Source organism: Brevibacillus sp. RS1.1, assembly GCF_013284365.1.
In the GTDB taxonomy this organism is placed as follows: domain Bacteria; phylum Bacillota; class Bacilli; order Brevibacillales; family Brevibacillaceae; genus Brevibacillus; species Brevibacillus brevis_D.
Window position 1 is genome coordinate 152081 of record NZ_JABSVA010000005.1, and the last position, 20516, is coordinate 172596.

Consider the following 20516-nt stretch of genomic DNA (forward strand, 5'->3'; position numbering starts at 1 on the left):
TCCATCATTTTTGATTACCTTGATCATCACGACTATGATTCAAATCCAGTATGAGCCTAAAATTAGATTGAAGGACAACCCAATCATACACTTTTTTTACGCGAATGATTTCCGGCTGAATACTGTTGGGGACTCCAAAGGTGACGGTAACCACAAAGCTGCAAGAGGCCGTATTTCCTGACTGATCCCTGGCTGTGCAGGTGAGCATCGTCATCCCTACAGGAAAGTCCATGGTAAAAGTTGCAACTGCAATGGGGGCAGGAGGGGAAAAGGAACGCGTCATCCCATGACAAGTAATTGAGGTAACCCCACAAGTATCAGTGGCAGTGACTTCATAGGTAACCGTAGCGGAAGTTCTCCCTGGTAAAACAGGGACTGTGATATCCTCAGGGCAAGTGATGGTTGGAGGCTCGTCAATAACCGTGATGGTAAATGAACATACTTCCGTATTCCCAAATATATCTTGTGCCGTACAGGTGACAACAGTATCTCCCACTGGAAATAGCGATCCGGAAGGCGGCGAACAGGTAACAGTGACTCCGGGGCAGGTGGCAACAGGTGATGGATAGTTTACGATAGGGCAGGGTACTACCATGTCAGGTGGGCAGGTTGGTGGCTGCACACAGCCATTGAGCAAAACAGAAACATTGTTCGAACCCTCGTTTGCCGTAGCGATGTCAACTCTTCCGTCTCCGTTAAAATCAGCTACTGTAATGCTGAAAGGACCTGCTCCTGTAGGGAACTGAAAGGGAGTCGAGAATCCTCCTGTTCCGTTGTTTATGAGTACAGAAACGTTATCAGAACCTGCATTTGGGGTAGCCAAATCAATGGCTCCATCACAATTAAAGTCAGCCGCCGTTATATCAAAAGGAAAGGCATCAGTGCCCAAGGAAAAGGGACTTCCTGCTGCTTCTATAAAAGAACCGAACCCATTGTTTAGAAAGACGGTTACATTACTCGTAGCAATATTAGCGACAGCAATATCGATAGACCCATTACCATTTAAGTCAGCTGCTACAAGGCTAAGTGGGGATGCTCCCCCTGGAAGTACAGAGAAACTCACTCCAGGAGTTTGGAACGTACCGTCCCCATTCCCGTTAAATATCGTTATATCATTCGTGTCCCGATTGGCAGTGGCCAGATCAAGCTTGCCATCTCCATTAAAGTCGGCCGCTACAATATCAAAAGGGGCCAAACCAGGGGTAGTGGCAAAAGGACTTCCTGGCGCCATGGTAAATACACCTGATCCATTATTCAACAAGACAGTAATGAAGCTAGTTCCTGTAATTTGGCCTACATTTGCTATAGCTAAGTCCACACCGTTTACACCATCAAAGTCCCCTGTAGCAATAGCAAAAGATTGCGAAACAGCAGGAAACACACCTGTACTATAAGCTACAGGTGCAGCAAAGGTGCCATCCCCGTTATTCAAAAGGATAAAAACGCGGTCATTGGGAGTTTGATCCGTTACAGCCAAATCAATGTGGCCATCTCCATTAAAATCTGCTGCTGCAATTTGCCCTAATAAAGACCCAGGGAACAAAGTATTGAAGGGTATCGTTTGGAATACGGAAAACACGCCGGACCCATTGTTAAGAAGAATGGAAACATCATTGGACCCAATATCCACTACAGCCAGGTCTATAATACTGTCTCCATTAAAATCAGCAGAAGTAATGCTGGAAGGAGATGTCCCTCCCGTATCATATTCGACAGCGGGCTGAAAAAATGGGCAGGCCAAATTGGATTCACCCTTTCTTACAGGAATACAGGCAGCCATTCTCTCATTGAAATGCTTCACTCCAAACATAAATAAAGGTTTAAAAATGCATGTGGTGTTATACGATGCAAATGTCTTTGATTATGATATGGCTGTTTAGGTGTGTATGTGAATCTGCTCTTCTTGTATGGTCAATCCCAAGCAAACCCATCTCCTTAAAACAGGAACGGGTTTGCTATTTCTTTGAACATATATTGAACTTTTTAACTGATTATTCCTTTGATTTGAAGTTATTCCTTTTACTGTTTTGCTCAATTTAACGAACTGTAATATATTTCTATGTGGAATTATCCATATTTAACAGTTCAAGGAGGTTTTTTATGAATTTTGTAAAGAGAAGATGGAAAGGTACTCGAAATGTTTTAGCACTGGTATTAATGTTAGGCATTATTTTTTCTGGTCATAGTTTCGTACAAGCGGCAGATAATGAGTATACAGATAACGTAATTCCAGTTATGACTGGGGAAACTACACCTTCAGGTCATGCTTTTTCTTCCTCCAAACTTTGGGATGCTTTTTATCCATGGAAAGCCTTTGACCATAATCCCAATACAGGCTGGTATGCCACCGTTCTTCCTGGAGCTCTAGAATATGAGTTTCCAACTCCAAAAAAAATCGAGAAATATTCCATTACCTATTGGAATGAGAATACTGCACCAGCAAATTGGACTTTTGATGGCTGGGATGGTACAGAATGGGTTCAACTCGATAAACAAGTAAACATCAGAAACTGGTATACTATCCCATCAAAAAAGCAAGAATTCTCTTTTAATAACGATAACTCCTATATTAAGTATCGCCTAAATATTACGTCATCTGTATTTGCCCAAGGTAACGCAAGTATTATTGCTGAACTGGAGATGTTTGAAAAGAACAATTCTGGCACTGATCCTGGCACCGATCCCGGTACTGATCCAGATCCAGAACCAACTGGGGACAACGCACTTCTTGTTATTAAAATGATCAGTGGACTTGAGAAAGAATTTGATTTAACTGCATCCGAAGTAAAGGACTTCATCAACTGGTATAATGGCCGTGCAGACGGACATGGCAAAGAAACATATATGTTCGATAAGAACTTTAACAAGGGGCCATTTACTTCACGCAAAGACTATGTGGCATTCAGCAAGATTCAATCCTTTGAAGTCATGGAATATACCAAATAACACGATGAGGCACTTCCCTAAAAATAAGGAGGGTGCCTCTCCACTATTTATCCAATCAATACACTTGTGTAACCATTAAGTGATTATTAAAACTCCTCTCCTCCGAACTGATAATTAATTCCTTTTACTATTTTGCTCAAATCATCAAAATGCAATCTATTCCCATATGATATTATCCATTTTTAACAGCCCAAGGGGGATTTTATGAATTTTGTAAAGACGTGTAGTAAGCTTTTTGTAAGTATGGGTCTAATCACTGCCATTTTATTTTCTGGTCAAAGCATAGGCCATGCAGAAGATCAATATACCAATGATTTAGTTCCTAAGATGACAAGTAATAATTCACCAAGCGGTGTAGTACGTTCAAGTAGTATATGGAGCGTTATCAACCACCAACCTTTTAATGTTTTTAATGATTCAGATGAAGATTATGGTTGGTCTAGTGCTCAAAGTACGCTTTATGGATGGGTTTCATATGAGTTCTCTGCTCCAACTAAGATTCAAAAGTATACGATAAAACCTCGAGTTAAAAATATTGATAGCCTATTGGAACTCCCTAAAGATTGGACTTTCGAGGGGTGGAATGGCACAGATTGGATAATTTTAGATACACGTTCAAACATTAAAAATTGGGTAATGGGCCAAAAAAACGAATTCACATTTGATAACAACACTGAGTATCTTGCTTATCGTATAAACGTAACAAAGAACAACGGTTCCTCCAAATTTGTCACAATCGGAGAAATCGAAATGATGGCAAAAATTAGTGAATCACCAGAACCAGAGCCTAATCCTGAGCCTAACCCTGAACCTACTCCTGAACCAACCGGCGACAAAGCTCTACTAGTTATTAAAATGATCAGTGGACTCGAGAAAGAGTTTGAGCTATCTGCATCTGAAGTACAAGACTTCGTTGACTGGTATAATGGCCGTGCAGACGGACGTGGTAAAGAAGCATTTATGTTCGATAAGGACTTTAACAAGGGACCATTTACCTCTCGAGAAGATTATGTAGCATTCAGTAAGATTCAATCCTTTGAAGTGATGGAATATACCAAATAACACGATGAGGCACCTTCTATATAACAGGATGGTGCCTCAAAATTTTGAAGACGCTGAAACCTGCTAGTGTGTAGGGGGAACGCCCAGCCCATCATGCCAGCTGGTCGATCGCACCACCCATCCGAAGTCTCTTTTACGTCAACGTACGATATGAAACATAGCTGTAGTTAATTGTACGCTTATCCACATAGTAACAACCGAAAAAAGCCCCCGAATCGTTCGGAGGCAACAATTTAGCTAATGGTTAATTATATTTCTCTAAAACCTCTTTCTTCAATTTATTAAACTGCTCAACATTTTCACCAAAATATTCACTTTCCTCTAAACTACGGTACGTATCAGTTTGTTGTGCTTTTTTAGCCTTTGTATTCTGCATACCTGCACTAATATCATATTTACCCTGATACATTCCAATAATTGCATATCCCTCTTTATCGCCTGTATCTCTCAAGAATAATACGTAGGTACCTTCTTCATTCATGAGATTATAGCCTTCCACTGTATCAAAAACATCACCCTCGAAATAAGCAGGCTCATATACAGAGATTGTATCTCCTTCTTTAAGACTTCCCTTGTGAACCTTCTGTATTTTCACTTCGGACTCTGAAGCAGTTTTCACATCACCTTCGCCAAGATTCCATTCTTTTAATGATCTCTTTCCAGTAAATTCAGCTTGCACTATATAGCCGGAGTACTTTTCAACCTCTTCGATATTTTCAAACAAAATAAAATCGGCCTGATTCATAGCAACTCGATAATCTTTTTCAGTAGTACTTAATTCTTTATAAGAAAATGCTCCTCCCACTAACAAAGCAATTGTAGCAACAGAAACAGCGATCAATTTTTTCATAACTCCACCTGCTTTCTCCGAGTACTTCCAGGATAAATTATTTTCGTCTAATGTCGTTGGATCAGTAAGGCTCAACTTTCCTTGCTATATTATAGAATTGGACGCTTGATGGACTAAGCCAAGTCCATGACCAAATTCATGAATGTCGGAATCCATATATTCACGATTTAGAAGTATTTTCATTCTATCCCAAGATTCAGGCCCATAATGCCTTTCCTTCATAGTCTTCTGTAGCTTCAGTAACAGTACCTAGTAGATTCTCATCTGAAACTGAAGCAGTGATATAGGTATCAATGTCCTTGACATAACTTGCTGTTGGAATAGTAAAACCGGGTATTCTCTAACCTTCTCTTATATTCCATAATTACATAATAATTCCTCTTCTCTTCCTATCAAACAAAAAATACTATTCATTTTTAGATACGTGCTGTGATCTCACTGTAAAAGCAAAAACAACGCGCAAAGACACCAAGCCTAGTGGGGTGTCTACTACTATAATCCTCAATAACAGCTATGCACGTCCGTTCTCCTTTTTGCTTACGAGAACATAGTGCAAAAACCATCCTCGGAATGAATTTTTCCACCAAGCTGACCAAGCTGACTCTGGTATTTGCCCGTCTCCTTAAAACAGGGACGGGTTATTTTCTAGCCAACTAAAATAAAATCGACGAATACGGGAGAACGTAACATTCTACTATTCGTCCAGTTACGAAACTTGAATCGAGCTGGACAACGTTTCTACACATCTTTAAATTTTCATAATGATTTGTATTTTTTTCCAATAAATCCGTATTTTTATATAAAAACATGCTTGTCTCGACCTCTATGACTTATTGCCCATGCTTTTTTCAAATAAAGGGAAAGGGAGGATGTAATGAAATTAATACACAAAAAGTGAACAGGTTAGATTTATGGAAGTGTAAGGAAAACCCTAACTAATCTAAGGAGTGGTACGATGTTTAAGAAAAGGTTTGTAAAAGGTATGATGGCAGTAATGATGGTATTTACACTAGCTAGTTCAACACAAGCCGCATCAAATGAAGTAAGCAAGGTTAACCAGGCAAATCAAAATTATTTATTTAATTTTTGGCATAATGGTTTGGAAGCCAACAGCTATTGGAAGGATGCCCCTTTTCAGGTGAATCTCAATTCAACTGTGTGCGGGAAGCTAAATGTCAATCAAGTTCCAGCAAATTCCCAAAATAGCGGGTTTTTAAACACATCGGTGAATCTGCTAGGGAACAATGGGCAAATCTATTCCTTTGACGGGATAACTGGGATAGGCACGTATGAGAAAAACTTTTGCCTTCAGCCTGGAACATACACAGTGAAGTATATAAATAATTCGTCTTTCCAATAAATATATTGGAGTATTTCACCTATTGATACGTCCAAGAAATGATAAAAAAGTACCCCTGACTATGTTTTTCTCGAAAACCTGAATCCGCTCAGATTTCTGGGCGGATTTTTTGTTTTTATGTTAAATGTGATGTGGCTAATAGTTGATGAGCTTGATGAAATCGTCTGTTCGCTTAGCCGCATGGTATCGTTCGTCTTCAGGCTTGGAGATCATTCCGTCATTTTTAGGATCGAAGACGTAGCGACCGTCCGAAAATGGTTTATCAGCACCTGGAGAAGCATTGGGGAAATAAACATATGGTCACCCCGAAATAAAAAAGTCCCCAACCGCTTTAAGCAAATTGTGAAGTGCCCCCCTTAAAGTAAATATTGGACCCCCCGTGGTTTTACCTATGAACTTTAGGGGGGCATATCATCACTCCGAAGGAGGGCTATATAAATTTAGTACTCTTTAAAAACATTTATTGACCTAAAACTTTAATTGGTTGTTTTTGGATATTTTTAGTTCCATCTCCAATTTGTCCGAAAGAATTGCCTCCCCATCCGAAAGCAGCTCCTTCTGCACTTACACCCAAAGAATGAATATTTCCAGACGATAAAGTTTTATAACCCTTTAAATTAGTAATTTCAACCGGTAAGGAGTAATTAGTTATCTCTCCATTACCAAATCCTCCATGCCCATTGCCGCCCCACGCCCATACTGTTCCATCCTCTTTTTTGGCAAAAGAATAAAAACTACCAGCTTCAACTTCTGTTACATTTTCAAGATTCATAACTTGTACTGGAGTATATTGGGTGGTCTTATTATTAATACCTAATTGTTCATATGAATTCTCTCCCCAAGCCCATACTGTCCCATCACTTTTCAAGGCCAAGGAATAATTGTAACCTGTTGAAATATCAATAATATCCGTCATTCCTTCGATTTGCACAGGTACCTTTGAATTATAAGTATTTTTCCCCAGACCGGATTGGCCGTATTGATTGTTTCCCCATGCCCATACAGTTCCATCATTTTTTAAAGCAAGTGAATGGAAACTCCCTGCTTTGATTTTTTTCACATCATCAAGATTTGCAACCTCAACAGGAATCTTGGAAGCTTTAGTTAAAGCTTTGTCACCTAGCCCTAGTTCATTTTTTCCCCAAGCCCATACCGTTCCGTTCTCTTTCAAAGCCAAGTTAAATTCAGATCCCGCTGTGATATCTTTTACTTCATTAAGTCCTTCAATTTGAACAGGTGCAGTTATGGTGCTTCCATTTGCACTACCAACTTGCCACTGTCCATTAGCCCCCCAAGCCCATACCGTTCCATCTTTCTTTAATGCCAGTGAATGTGATCCAGAACCCGCATCAATTTTTAATACATTATCTAGTCCAGAAACTTGTTTTGGGACTGTACTCTCGTTAGTGGAGCCATCCCCTAATTGTCCGAATAAATTATGCCCCCAAGCCCATACTGTTCCATCTGATTTAAGAGCAAGTGAGTGATAAATACCAGCACTTACTAACTCAATCTTTTCGTGGTCTTCACATGCAAATGCTTGTCCTACAGGCATCAACAGCAAAGCGGAAACTAGAAGACTTACTGATAATTTTTTGATCTTTTTCATGATTATCTCCTTTGAGTTATGATTTAATATTTTTTTAGTTTATTACCTTCCAAATATGATAAAAAAATCCATCCAAAAGGTGATTTGTATTTATTTTGATGCTCCTTGTATAAGTTCCTTAAAACAGCACAGTTAAGTTGCACTTGCAAAGTTCTTAGAATTCCATCCTCCTCTCAATGAGTCTGCTGTGTAATGCACTTCATCCCTCGCTTTCAGGTCTGGGCTTTCTGTGGACAAACTCCGCTGCTGCCCTAGTTATTAATTTTCTAATTCTATTTTACCGAATATTTTTTTGCTCACTGAAAACGCCGGAAGTGTAAACTTGTGTCACTAAGTGTAAGCCCAATGAAAACAAAAAAAGAGACGGATAATCACCGCCTCTTTTCCCCTGATAATAGTCCTCGTCTTCTACAAAGGCCCGTGTGTAAAAAATCATTGAGCGAACCTCCACATCCTGTTGGAATCAACGGGCGAGACCTCAGGGAGCAATGCTGATGCTTTTCCGTTTGATAGTGCCTTCATTGCCTTTTGCGCTGTATCGACCAAGTTGGGGTTAATTTTTTGGCTTGTATATTTTATCGAAACAACGCTGAGCTTCCCTGTTGTCGCGTCGATGGATGGCGTTACATTCTCCCCCCTAAACACCCAACTGTTTTCTACATCCGAGCTGATTCGATCTACCTGATCAATTCTAAAAGCCTGTGTGCCATCCATGCTTTTCAACGTGCTCATGATCGTATTTTGCAAATCTGTAGCCACTTCGCTGAACTTGAAGTTAACATGTACAGATACGACCGTTCCCTCTTTTTTTGAAACCAGAACCTCGCCTCTGTTGTCTTTGGCTGAGATCGCCCAGCAATCGACGTTCATCCCTGTAATCTCATCCAACTCGATCGGCAGACTGCCCGCCTCCTTCTGCATGGCTTGTTTGGCAGCCTCTACGACATTTTTGTCCAATTGTGCAAGTTTCAAACTTCCCCTGTTACTGACTCTGAATTGAGTACAGGAGTAACGTTGCAAGCAGGAATAAATAATACAACAATAACTGAATCCATAACTTCTCACTTTTCTTCCGCACAAACAATCGATAGTTTTAAGGTCATTATTAAAGATTATATCAATCAAAGTTTTGTAGTTAGGTTTCAAGACAACAATGGAAAATATATAACTGGCTACGATATTAAGGATATGGTTGAGGAAGAGGTATTGCTGTGCCTGAAATCCACTTATCATCTGAAATTACAGACATGGCTTTGATTAGAACAATTGTTTGTTTCGCTTTTGTTTATCTTTGTTGGAGAGCCAAATAGTTGGGTTAGTTTATTTATGCTTTAACTATTTGGTATTTCGCAGTAGAAAATATTGTAATTTTTTGTATGTAAATGTAACCTTTAATTAAATCCAAAAACTAGGAGATGATAGATTTGAAAAAGTTTGCTCAAGCAGCTTTGCTCGCATTACTCACTGCATCTTTTGTTATTCCAACAGGAGCAGAAGCTGCAAGTTCTCAACAAACTTCTAATACGGTTGCACCTGCTTCAACCAAACAAGTAGCAGATTACTCAAACCTTGGATCAAATGATCCGACTAAGAAGTCTTCAACCTTCAATGTAACTACACCTGGCTATGTTACAGTTAATGTGACACAGAACCATAGTACGGAAACAGCTTACATGTACTATGCAATTGTTACAGACCTCCCGGATGGTACTACAACCTCCTATGGCTCTTCAAACATCGAAGGAAATGGCTCTTTTAGCTTCACAAGTAGTAAACCACTACCTGCTGGCGAGTATTACATCCGTTATAACAGCAAACAGCGTGGCCGAACTTCTGGGACTATTTCAGTCACTACACCATAAACCTAAACTTTTTTCAAAGAGGCTTTCACCAGAAGGCCTCTTTTTTCCTATATTGGTGCCATTTCAACGTTTTAAAAGTTCATTCATGGTATCAATGTCGATCAAAATGCCTTGTTTCCGCGCTTCCTCGATTAGTCTTAACATTCCTCCCCCTGACGTGAAGAACTTCGGCACCCATCCATTACCGTCTGTGGTCCAGTCAGTGAAATCTTCATCGAGATAAGGTTCCCCCCCTAACGTCTCCGCAACTTGCTTGTCCACTCTCCACTTGAAATAGTAAGTTAAGTTGAACTACAGAGTATCTGCAACAAACAATTGTTGGGTCAGTTTATTCATGTTTTAACTATTAAATAAGGTATTTCTTGCAGAAATATGTTGTTAAATTTTGTATATACATGTAACATTTAGTGTGATCCGAAAACTAGGAGATGACAGATGTGAAAAAGTTTGCTCAAGCAGCTTTGCTTGCATTACTCACTGCATCTTTTGTTATTCCAACAGGGGCAGAAGCCGGAAGTTCTAAACAAACTTCTAATACGGTTGTACCTGCTTCAACCAAACAAGTAGAAGATTACTCAAACCTAGGATCAAATGATCCGAGCGGGAATTCTGCAACCTTCAATGTAACTACACCTGGCTATGTTACAGTTAATGTGACACAGAACCATAGTACGAAAACAGCTTACATGTACTATTCAATTGTTACATACCTCCCAGATGGTACTACAACCTCCTATGGCTCTTCAAACATCAAAGGAAATGGCTCTTTTAGCTTCACAACTAGTAAACCACTACCTGCTGGCGAATATTTCATTCGTTATAAAAGCAAACAGCGTGGCCGAACTTCTGGGACTATTTCAGTCACTACACCATAAACCTAAACTTTTTTCAAAGAGGATTTCACCAGAATCAATTTCTCTGTTGTTAAATAGTGATCCCTTTGTGCTTCAGGAATGCTAAGCTTACCGCGTGAGGCACAGTTTCGGTGACAAGTGGCTTTATCGCACTGTCCTTTGGCATGCTCACCCAGTCCTCAGATTCTTCGAAGTATTTCCAAACTCGGCCAAGGTATCAGCCTTTCCGAAAATGCTCGTATTCAAGGTAAATCCCTTGCTTTTCAGCTTCCTCCACTAGAACGCCCATTCCTTGCCACCTATTTGAGAAGTAAACCGTTCCCTTCCCCCAATTCCAGAGTCCTTGCTGCCTTACTGGCACCAGATCAATTTAGATGGTTCATGGCAAAAATGGCAGATGGCTTTTGCTAATGATGTTATTAGCCTAGATGACCTCAAACTCCACATACATGAAGAAAATGATCATGACATTTGCAAAGAGCAAAAAGGAAAACTGGCCACATCTTGAACTTGATCACAAGAAAGTAATTATGCAAACTGTATTCTCCAGAATCGTAACAGATACATATGATGAAGCTGTTGGGGGGCCTGGTAGAAGAGCAGCACGCAAAATTATTTCATTTGATACAAATTAAGAGGCGGTTTCCCGCCTCTTTTCAATTTCCCCTACATACTTTATAAGGGTGTCTTCAAAAAAGTATTCTTCACTGTCAAATTTACGTAATCATTCATCTTCAGTTTGATGCTCTTCATGTAGCGCAAAGGTTGGGCCATCAAAGTAGCTAGGCCAGAAGTATTTAGGGTCTATCCGTATTTGAATAGGTAATATACTTCCCGTCATACTTCCCTTTATTATTTGTATCGATATGTAAATGGGGTCCAGTAGTATCTGTACCTGTATTACCAGATACCGCAATTTCTTTTCCTCTACTGTTAATTAAAATCGTCATATGGATTTATGCCTATGCGTAAGTAGTTCCGTTCCCCGTACTGACAATGGCTGATATTGCGAGAGCTAGACTAAGAAAAGGGTGGTAATTTACTTGTACAAAAAGTTAAGAGTATTCTTGTTGCTTTCTGTCGTTACAATAGCTGGATGTACTACTAATAACAATGCGTTATCCATGCAAGCAAGTCCCCAGCCTCAATTGGTCGACTATAATAAAAAGCTAGAAATTCTTGATCGATTAGAGAACCACGACACTACCTTAAGTCGAATGACGGAAATACTAACAATTGAATGGCATCATTTATTTACACAAAAGAATGAAGAGGATCTATGGAATACATACTTTTATCTCACTTGGAATTTACGTCCAGACGAAAAAGAACGAGTAAAGAAAGAATTAACTACAACCCATAAAGAACTCGCAACATACTTGGAAATGCAGAAGAAAGGCATTCTTCCCGCAAAGGAAGTACATGTAAAAAATATTATGGCTGAAAGAAACACCGATAATGACGGTTATCTCGTAAAAGCATGTTACCTTCTCACACTAAATGATGGCTCATCGAAAGAGATTTGGGTAGAGCTTAATGTAGACGACAATATGGAAACTTTTAATCCTCGTTTTAACACTATAGCTACTGGAGAAAATCTTCCTGAGCCTAAAAATGAACAAGAGGAATTACGTCGTCAATTTATTTTTAGGGCACTTGACTACAATGTGATTAAAAAAATGACTTATGATGAAATTATAGAGATGATCGACATGAAATCGGTGGATAAGTATTAAAGTCATTATAGTTTGATTTTCACGGTTTCCTTCAGTAATTTAACGAAAAGAACAAGGGAATAAGTAATGATTAGCATCGAACTGCCCAATCCCGTTAGGCTACTATAAATTAACTCGTCTACTCTTGTTTCCATTTCTAATGATGATTCTAGGCTGGTTGACCACCAACCAAATATAATGATTTGAACAAAAGTATTGATGATCAGTATAGAGATTTTTCGTTGTAACGATAAGAAAACCACAAATAGTGAAAACAATACGCCAGAATACTTTATAAACCGAATAAACTCCCCTTCATTTAGTACTACCGGAATATCTGCGCCCATAAGCAAATTAAGAAATAGTTGAATGCCACTTCCAATTAATAACACAATGAGTAGTAACCAATTAAGGAGCTGGCATACTTTCCCTCCTTTATGGCTCTTTCGTTTGAATAAAAAAATACTTTACGCATGATTCTTTCTGTATCGAATGGGGTTTGTTACCAATTGTATAGTGATTTCGTTTTTGTGTAAATTTTTTCCTTTTAAAAAATACTTACTTATACAACTTCAATATAGAATATAGCAAATAAAGCAGAGAACCCGCCTAGACATTTCGCCTGGCGGGAGCTTCCGCAATCCAACCTCCACATCCTGTTGGGATCAACGATTTAGTTGATCATGCCGTTTTCCGGAGTGACGGTAAAATCATAGAAAACCCCTGTTTTATTGATCGATGCCGTAACGGTCGGTTTTCCCTTTTTCGTAAAGGTATACTCGTTGTATTTCGTTGAAACATTGTATCCTGCCAAATCCATATGAAAGATTTTCTTCACCATTGGATTTGCGGCAGCAATCGCTTTTTCTTTCGTATAGAACGGTTTGGCAAACACTTTTGGAATATCTTCGTCCGAAAGATAGTTGCTATCTCTGAATTCATTGTAGTTGATGGCTGAAACAACTTTCCCTGTTTTCGCCCCGATGAAGACACTATATGTATGGTCACGATCCATGAAGCTCCACACCTGATCCAGGTGATTGTCCGAGTTTTTCAGGAGCGAAACCTCAGGGAGCAATGCTGATGCTTTTCCGTTTGATAGTGTCTTCATTGCCTTTTGTGCTGTATCGACCACCTTGGGGTTAATTTTTTGGCTTGTATATTTTATCGAAACAACGCTGAGCTTCCCTGTTGTCGCGTCGATGGATGCCGTTACATTCTCCCCCTTAAACACCCAACTGTTTTCTACATCCGAGCTAATTCGATCTACCTGATCAATTCTAAAAGCCTGGGTACCATCCATGCTTTTCAACGTGCTCATGATCGTATTTTGCAAATCTGTAGCCACTTCGCTGAACTTGAAGTTAACATGTACAGATACGACCGTTCCCTCTTTTTTGGTAACCAGAACCTCGCCTCTGTTGTCTTTGGCTGAGATCGCCCAGCAATCGGCGTTCATCCCTGTAATCTCATCCAACTCGATCGGCAGACTGCCCGCCTCCTTCTGCATGGCTTGTTTGGCAGCCTCTACGACATTTTTGTCCAATTGTGCGAGTTTCTTCATTGGTTCAGGGGCCAATTTCGTCTGAGTGTCTGCATAAGCTGGTGCTGGCATGCTCGCAAATGGAACTGCTGCTGACAACAGCACTGTCATCATACTAACGGCAAAAAACGTTTGTTTTTTCATTTCGTTGACATCCCTTCTATTTTCAGATCACTTATTTGATCCAGCCGGAGGGATTTCGTGACAATGAATTTCGTTTTTTGCAGATAAGAGACAAAAACACCCTTCACAGATTCCGTTGAAGAGTGTACTCCCATCTCCTATATTACAGTACCCCTTAAGATACGCATGAGTTCAACTTGTTCGTTGGGGCATTCGCCTAATCTTGCTCAATAATCATAGATAATAATCTTGTATCATTGTTTCCTCATCAAGATTGGGACCTTTTTATTATTGATATAAGTACTGCTCCTTTACTATTAGCACTATCAATTAATCCGGAAGTAGCAAAGCATAAACGAAAAGTCTTTCTATGCAGTGGGAATAGTAAAAGATACAACACACCTTGAGGAAGTCCGACTTTTTGTAGAGCAAGCTTCATCCAATCGAAATTACTACATCCAACAATGGGTTTCTCGATCGTTTCAACTCATTCAAAACCCAGAACTTTTTGATTACAAAAAATGGTGTGATGGAGTTGATATCTTTTCTTTCTGGGAAGATTAGGCTTTCCTATATTCCAGCTTGGGATGAAGCCCCATTGGATGTTTGGCAAGAAGTCATTCAAAAATATCCAGACATGTCTTTTTGGGTTGCTCAAAATAAATCGGTACCTGTTGAGATTCTAAGCATTCTTGCCAGCGATCCCGAATTTTTTGTTCGACAACGTATTGCTTATAACAAGAAAGCTACTTTTAAAGCTCTACAAATACTGAGTCATGATAATAACGATGAACTAAGCACTCATGCTCTGAAACGAATTTCCGAAGACCGATACCGTTAACAAATCGTGTGGTTTGTTAATTGAATCCAAATATTGTAAAATGTTCTAAAAACTAAGTGGTGTTAATCCAAATGAACAAATTCGAAAAAGGAATTGTTTATTTCTTTAGCTTTATTTTCTTTCCCATCGGACGAATCGTATGGATCGCTTCATTTTTTAACCAAAATCAGCAATTTAAAAGTGTAGGACGAACAGCTTTATATATTGCTGCTGCTTCCCTTTGCATCCAGATTCTAATAGGAGTCTTAAATTTTGTTGTGTACACTAACATTACTCTCAAATGAGAATGACTTGGAATCCAGTCTTATAATGCTGAAGATTGGACTGGGTATTAAGACAAAGACACACCATCACCATCTACACGTTACCGAAATTCAAATGTTTCCATTGACTGCGATGGCATTTTATATGCTCGACAATATCGCCTTTTTTCAGGCCGTTCAGCGCCTCGGTTCGCATTGTAAGCCCATGAAAACAAAAAAAGAGACGGATAATCACCGCCTCTTTTCCCCAATCAATCCCAAGCAAACCTCTGTTCTTTCCAGGGATCTCCATACATATTATATCCATTCTTCTCCCAAAACCCTTGCTTGTCTTTCTCCATAAACTCAATCCCACGCACCCACTTGGCACTTTTCCAGAAGTAAAGATGCAGGATGACAAAGCGTAGCGGCCAGCCGTGCTCAGGGGTCAAATCCTCGCCGTTATGTTTTGTAGCGAACAGGTTGCCATTTTTCATGAAGTCGACAAGCGGAATGTTCACCGTCCATCCGTGCTCAGCATGCAGCATGACATACTTCGCTTCTGGCTTCACCTTGACCAGCTTCAGAACTTCCTCCACCGGAATGCCTTCCCATTCATTGTCCAGCTTGCTCCAGCCTGTAACACAGTGAATATCGTTGGTGGTGCCACCTTTTGGCAGGGCCATCATTTGTTCGTAGGTCAATGTTACTTCTTCTTCGACGAGACCGAAAAGGCGAAAGCTCCACTCTGTAGAGAGATCTGTATATTCGGGAACCTCTCCGTAGTGCAGGACAGGAAAGCCTGTCGTCTGTTTTTGATTCGGTGGAATGCGATCGCGCTTGGTATCAGCCGCTGGGTTGATAAACATGTTGTTTCCACTCCCCGATTGTTCAGTCTCTTATTTTCCAACCCGCAAAAGGGCGTGATCTACCTTGATGCACATGTCCTGGACAACCTCGATGCCTTGATCTGCAACCAATTTTGCCGCGTCTTCGTTGGCAATGCCTTGTTGCATCCAGAACACTTTTGGCTTTTGCTGCATTTTCAGTGCATCTTCCGCAACAGGCATCATGTCTTCGCTGCGGCGGAACACATCGACGATGTCGACTGGCTGATCGATCTCAGACAGGCTGGCAACCACTTTTTCACCCAAAACCGTTTCACCCGCGATGACAGGATTGACCGGGATGATCTTGTAGCCCACGTTCTGCATAGCTTGCGATACCATATAGCTGGTGCGGTCCGGCTTGTTGGACAGCCCCACTACAGCGATCGTTTTTGCATCTTCCAGCAGTTGACGGCGTACTTCGTTGCTTGGATTTTGTGCCATGTGAAAACACTCCTTTTTTATATTGAAATGGGAAATTGAACTACCTCTTATTCACTCCGGCTTGAAACAAACTCAACAATGGTGCGCGTCATCGCTCCGGTACCGCCAGCTGGTTGCATGTCGCCAGCACTTGCTGTGTACGCCGTACCTGCGATGTCCAGATGTACCCACGGTGTATCGCCAACGAATTCTTGCAGGAAAACACCGCCGATGATACCGTGGCCATAACGTCCACCAGAGTTTTTCAAATCGGCAAAACGGCTCTTGTTCAGGCTGCGATACTCATCGAAGGTAGGCAGCTGCCACAAGCGCTCACCCGCCACGTCTGCTGCGTTCATCAGCTCATCCAACAGTGCTTTGTCGTTGGTCATAGCACCAGAGCAGAAATGACCGAGTGCGACCACGATACCACCTGTCAAGGTAGCGGCATCCACCAGGCAAGACACTCCTTGCTCTTTTGCATAGGTGATGCAATCAGCCAGTACGAGACGACCTTCTGCGTCTGTCGTAATGATCTCCACCGTTTTGCCGCTCATGGTCGTGATGACATCGCCTGGACGGAAGGCCGTTCCGGATGGCATGTTTTCCACGGTACCGACGACAGCCAGTACGTTTACCTTTGGTTTAATCTGCCCCAGTGCCTCCAATGCGCCGATCATCGTAGCTGCTCCGCCCATGTCCGACTTCATGTCTTCCATGCCTGCTACTGGCTTGATGGAGATCCCACCTGTATCAAACGTCACGCCTTTACCGATCAAGCCAATGACATCGTCCCACGTGTCTCTTCCTTGATATTTAACTGCGACGACATATGGCTCGAGCTCGCTGCCTTGTGCAACAGAGAGCACTCCGCCCATTCCCAGCTCTTCCAGCTTCGCTTTTTCCATGACTTCCACAGTCATGCCATAGCGCTCTGCTACCTCGACCATTGCGTTCTTCAAAGCGCGTGGAGTCAAGTAGTTAGCTGGTTCATTAACGAGCGTACGCGCCAGATTCGTTCCGGATACGAGCGCCGAACCACGAGCAACACCCGCCTGTACCAATGAAGCATCGGCATCTGCTGCCAAAATCTGCACCGTCGCAATTGGGTCAAACTCGCGCTTTGCCTTTTGGCGGTAGCCCTCGTAATTGTATTCGGCAAGTCCAAAGGCTTCCGTAACTGCCTGCGCCAGACGGTCGGCACTCATATGCTCTGTTGTTGGCAAATCAATCACGACTGTTTTCCCGTTGCCTTTTCCTACAACCGTTTTGGCTGCACGTCCCCATGCATTTCGGGCTGCGACGAAATCAAATTTCCCCGGTTCACCCATCCCGACGATCAACAGTTTTTTTGCGGCTACCTTGTTCATTCCGTGGACAACCGTAATTTCTTTTACCTCACCTGTAACTTCCTTGTCCTGCTGCAAGCCACTCAGACTGCCCCCAAAAGCTTCGTCCAATTCCGGGTATACTTGCGAAAGCTCCTCACCCTTCCATAGCGGGACAATCAGTTCATCACACGCGATATTTACAAGCTGTATGCGATTTTCTACTGCTACTTTCATATACTCTTCCCTCTTTCTGTGTGGTAGGATACTATATGGGCACATTTGTTTAACAGGATGTGTCGACATATAAGCGCAAGGATGGAAACGTCATGGCTTTTGCCTCTGTGTAAGAAATGACATCCTTTTCCGGCAACAATTTCTCGCATTCATCTATGTAACGAAGAACTCTTGTTACGTCCAGTCCCCAATGAACTGGCTGGTAACGAGTCAAATACTTTCGTGCATTGCCTAACATCCAGCGAGCACCTTTGATATTGCCGTACTCTTGGTGGTACAGTCCGACTGACAATTGCAGCAATCCTTGCAAAAACTTGTCTGACTTGTCTTCCATCCAGATGTCTTCCAACAGATCGTGGCATTCATAGTATTCTCCATCATTGAATTTTTCAATGAACTGCAAATACTGCTCAGGATATCCCATGGATGCATGCCTCCGTTTCGAACCTTCCATCTTCATGGTAACACAGATTGGCAGTCACTTTACATCCAAACAAAAACTTCACGGATTAAGACAACGCCCTTCTGTTACAATAATCCTAGAGATAAGCGCACAGTAGAAAGGAATGGATTTTCCGTGGCGGATTTTTTTGAAAACTTCCCCTTATGGGCAGCACTGCTAGCCATAGGGATCGCCCAATTTATCAAAATTCCCCTTCATTTTTTTGCCACAAAAACGTGGCAATGGTCATTGCTCATGAGTACAGGCGGTATGCCCAGCTCTCACTCTTCTGCCGTGACAGCCCTATCCACAGCCGTGGGACTGCGTGAGGGCTTTGGCAGCAACATGTTCGCTATTTCCGCGATTCTCGGTGTGATCGTGATGTTTGATGCCGCAGGTGTCCGCCGCCATGCCGGTATGCAAGCCGTTGTCTTAAACAAGCTGGTCGATGAATTCAACCACCTGCTAGAAGGTATGAAATCGTTAAAAGTACGCCCTAGCCAGGAAAAAGCGAAAAAACTGAAAGAACTGCTCGGTCATCAACCGATCGAGGTATTGATCGGCGGTTGGTTAGGCGTCATGATTGCGTTATTGCTCCATCCGTTTTTTTAAAGGAGGGCTCCCATGCGCATTGTTTCCATCTGTCCCAGCAATACCGAAATCCTGTATTATTTAGGCCTGCATGAGCATGTCGTCGGTTTGGATGATCACTCTGACTGGCCGCTGGAGTGGCAGCATCTCCCCCGGGTTGGACCCGATTTGACAATCGATATGGACCGGGTCGCTGCTCTCCAACCGGATCTGGTCGTAGCGTCCCTCTCTGTTCCTGGCATGGAGAAGAATATAGAAGCTCTGGGCAACAGAGACATTCCGCATATCGTCCTGAACCCTTCCCGCATCGGGGATATCGCTCATGATATCCGACTCGTCGGTGAGGCGACAGGAACACAGAGGCAAGCCGAGCAGCTTGCGATCCAATTTGACGAAACCATTGAAAGCATCCGGCAAAAGGCAGCGACGTACGAGCAACGCCCGAAGCTGTACTGGGAATGGTGGCCGAATCCCATCTACACACCGGGTCAGGAAAACTGGTTGACCGATGTAAGTGACATTGCGGGTGCCATCAATATTTTTGCAGACTATCCTGTCGCGAACGTCAAGGCTACGCGGGAAATGGTTATGGAACGCAATCCGGATCATATTTGCGTCGTCTGGTGCGGAATTGAACTGAAGCGAATCAAGCCTGATCTGATCACCAATCGCCCAGAGTGGGTGAATATGACCGCGATTCGAAACAATCAGGTCCACTTGTTGGAAGAAGGCCTCTATTGCCGCCCTTCTCCTCGCATTTTGGAAGGATTGGAGAAGCTGGTTGATTTGATTCATACAAAATGACACAAAAAACGTTCAAAGCTTGTGCCTTGAACGTTTTTTCTTTTTTCTTTCATGCCACCGATGCGGCATCCATTGGTTTTCATTCGTTGCTATTCAGTTTGTTGTTGGCCGCTGACGGGTTCCGCCATGGCTGCGATTCCTTTTTCATTCAAGCTATTCAGAAAAGCTTCCGTTACTTTGCCTTCGCCTTTTTTTACGATATACACGTCCACCGACTTTTTCCCCCATTGCGAGAATACGTCCTGCTTGGTCTCGAAATACAGGTCAATCTTATGGCCGCGAATCGCTCCACCCTTGTCAGCTACCACACCATATCCATAACCGGGAATGTACAAAATGGTCCCCAGCGGGAAAACGCGCAAATCAGCTGCAATCGTGGAATAGTCGTCTCTACGTACTTTTACACCTGAATAGGTAATGCCATAGGACGGGTGAGATGGATTTTTGCCCGTCGATTCGTATCCGGCATAGTAGCCTGTCGCCACTACACGTACTTTTGGATATTGATCGTGAAATACATCCGCTTTATCAATCACTTGAGTAAGAGAACTGGCAGATACCGTCCGTTTTTTGACGACACGTTGCCCCTCTTTCGTTTCCTTGATTCCAAAAGTGGATGAGACACCGTAGTCTCCCACAACATTATAGCTGTATCCATCGCTTGCGAAGGCCGTCAAGACCAGGATGAACAGCGCGACGATACTTACGAACTGCTTTCCATTCATTTCTTGGTAAACCTCCTCTCGTTTCTAGTCATGTCCCGACGAGGAGGAAAGTATACACAAATTTTGGTTGAT

General features: G+C 42.0%; 21 protein-coding genes. 10 read left to right on the top strand and 11 right to left on the bottom strand.

All coding sequences use genetic code 11. The annotated features are described in order from the left end of the window. Positions 1–4: 4 nt before the first annotated feature. Positions 5–1780 (bottom strand): FG-GAP-like repeat-containing protein, encoded by a 1776-nt coding sequence (locus tag HP570_RS17880; protein ID WP_173626619.1) that lies wholly within the window; start codon positions 1778–1780, stop codon positions 5–7. A gap of 320 nt (positions 1781–2100) precedes the next feature. Between HP570_RS17880 and HP570_RS29675 the strand changes: the two genes are divergently transcribed. Beyond that, the gene (locus HP570_RS29675) at positions 2101–2946 is read left to right on the top strand and encodes a hypothetical protein (protein WP_254495355.1); all 846 of its coding nucleotides are present in this window, start codon (positions 2101–2103) and stop codon (positions 2944–2946) included. A gap of 204 nt (positions 2947–3150) precedes the next feature. After that, positions 3151–4008, top strand: a complete 858-nt coding sequence (locus HP570_RS17890) for a discoidin domain-containing protein (RefSeq protein WP_173626620.1) — start codon at positions 3151–3153, stop codon at positions 4006–4008. 244 nt (positions 4009–4252) lie between these two features. On the opposite strand, the gene HP570_RS17895 is transcribed toward HP570_RS17890, so the two are convergent. After that, positions 4253–4858, bottom strand: coding sequence for a hypothetical protein (locus HP570_RS17895; RefSeq protein WP_173626621.1), 606 nt, complete (start codon positions 4856–4858; stop codon positions 4253–4255). Positions 4859–5813: 955 nt separating this feature from the next. Between HP570_RS17895 and HP570_RS17900 the strand changes: the two genes are divergently transcribed. Further along, a complete protein-coding gene (locus HP570_RS17900) occupies positions 5814–6218 on the top strand; it encodes a hypothetical protein (protein WP_254495357.1) in 405 nt (134 codons plus the stop codon). Between the two features lie 460 nt (positions 6219–6678). On the opposite strand, the gene HP570_RS17905 is transcribed toward HP570_RS17900, so the two are convergent. Beyond that, entirely contained in the window at positions 6679–7827 is a 1149-nt protein-coding gene (locus HP570_RS17905; protein ID WP_173626622.1) for an RCC1 domain-containing protein, read from the bottom strand. 432 nt (positions 7828–8259) lie between these two features. Further along, positions 8260–8799, bottom strand: coding sequence for a hypothetical protein (locus tag HP570_RS17910; RefSeq protein WP_254495359.1), 540 nt, complete (start codon positions 8797–8799; stop codon positions 8260–8262). Positions 8800–9242: 443 nt separating this feature from the next. Here HP570_RS17910 and HP570_RS17915 point away from each other — a divergent pair, with 443 nt between their 5' ends. Further along, positions 9243–9689 carry a hypothetical protein gene (locus HP570_RS17915; protein ID WP_173626623.1) on the top strand — a complete coding sequence of 149 codons (447 nt, stop codon included), beginning with the start codon at positions 9243–9245 and terminating at the stop codon, positions 9687–9689. 63 nt (positions 9690–9752) lie between these two features. Here HP570_RS17915 and HP570_RS17920 read toward each other — a convergent pair whose 3' ends face one another. Then, entirely contained in the window at positions 9753–9950 is a 198-nt protein-coding gene (locus HP570_RS17920; RefSeq protein ID WP_173626624.1) for a hypothetical protein, read from the bottom strand. Between the two features lie 167 nt (positions 9951–10117). On the opposite strand from HP570_RS17920, the gene HP570_RS17925 reads away from it, so the two are divergent. The 3 genes from HP570_RS17925 (at position 10118) to HP570_RS17935 (ending at position 12279) form a co-directional block, all read left to right on the top strand. Beyond that, the gene (locus HP570_RS17925) at positions 10118–10564 is read left to right on the top strand and encodes a hypothetical protein (RefSeq protein WP_173626625.1); all 447 of its coding nucleotides are present in this window, start codon (positions 10118–10120) and stop codon (positions 10562–10564) included. Positions 10565–11007: 443 nt separating this feature from the next. Then, a complete protein-coding gene (locus tag HP570_RS17930; RefSeq protein ID WP_173626626.1) occupies positions 11008–11178 on the top strand; it encodes a hypothetical protein in 171 nt (56 codons plus the stop codon). Between the two features lie 408 nt (positions 11179–11586). After that, positions 11587–12279 carry a hypothetical protein gene (locus tag HP570_RS17935; protein ID WP_173626627.1) on the top strand — a complete coding sequence of 231 codons (693 nt, stop codon included), beginning with the start codon at positions 11587–11589 and terminating at the stop codon, positions 12277–12279. 652 nt (positions 12280–12931) lie between these two features. Here HP570_RS17935 and HP570_RS17940 read toward each other — a convergent pair. After that, entirely contained in the window at positions 12932–13945 is a 1014-nt protein-coding gene (locus tag HP570_RS17940; RefSeq protein ID WP_173626628.1) for a hypothetical protein, read from the bottom strand. Between the two features lie 577 nt (positions 13946–14522). On the opposite strand from HP570_RS17940, the gene HP570_RS17945 reads away from it, so the two are divergent. Next, the gene (locus tag HP570_RS17945; protein ID WP_173626629.1) at positions 14523–14765 is read left to right on the top strand and encodes a hypothetical protein; all 243 of its coding nucleotides are present in this window, start codon (positions 14523–14525) and stop codon (positions 14763–14765) included. Positions 14766–15279: 514 nt separating this feature from the next. Here the strand turns inward: HP570_RS17945 and HP570_RS17950 are convergent. From HP570_RS17950 to HP570_RS17965, 4 genes are read right to left on the bottom strand one after another with little or no spacing between them, the layout of a single operon-like run. Continuing rightward, complete coding sequence (locus tag HP570_RS17950) at positions 15280–15876, bottom strand: sulfite oxidase-like oxidoreductase (protein ID WP_173626630.1); 597 nt, start codon at positions 15874–15876, stop codon at positions 15280–15282. A gap of 30 nt (positions 15877–15906) precedes the next feature. Next, complete coding sequence (locus HP570_RS17955) at positions 15907–16338, bottom strand: CoA-binding protein (RefSeq protein WP_173626631.1); 432 nt, start codon at positions 16336–16338, stop codon at positions 15907–15909. Between the two features lie 47 nt (positions 16339–16385). After that, positions 16386–17882 carry a leucyl aminopeptidase gene (locus HP570_RS17960; RefSeq protein ID WP_173626632.1) on the bottom strand — a complete coding sequence of 499 codons (1497 nt, stop codon included), beginning with the start codon at positions 17880–17882 and terminating at the stop codon, positions 16386–16388. A gap of 49 nt (positions 17883–17931) precedes the next feature. Further along, positions 17932–18306 (bottom strand): DUF309 domain-containing protein, encoded by a 375-nt coding sequence (locus tag HP570_RS17965; protein ID WP_064201398.1) that lies wholly within the window; start codon positions 18304–18306, stop codon positions 17932–17934. A 153-nt stretch (positions 18307–18459) separates the two neighbouring features. Here HP570_RS17965 and HP570_RS17970 point away from each other — a divergent pair, with 153 nt between their 5' ends. Further along, positions 18460–18936: a divergent PAP2 family protein gene (locus HP570_RS17970; RefSeq protein ID WP_015892987.1), complete on the top strand. Its 477-nt coding sequence runs from the start codon at positions 18460–18462 to the stop codon at positions 18934–18936. A 12-nt stretch (positions 18937–18948) separates the two neighbouring features. Beyond that, positions 18949–19719: a cobalamin-binding protein gene (locus HP570_RS17975; protein WP_087343247.1), complete on the top strand. Its 771-nt coding sequence runs from the start codon at positions 18949–18951 to the stop codon at positions 19717–19719. Positions 19720–19808: 89 nt separating this feature from the next. Here HP570_RS17975 and HP570_RS17980 read toward each other — a convergent pair whose 3' ends face one another. Further along, positions 19809–20444 (bottom strand): 3D domain-containing protein, encoded by a 636-nt coding sequence (locus tag HP570_RS17980; RefSeq protein WP_015892989.1) that lies wholly within the window; start codon positions 20442–20444, stop codon positions 19809–19811. Positions 20445–20516 lie beyond the last annotated feature (72 nt).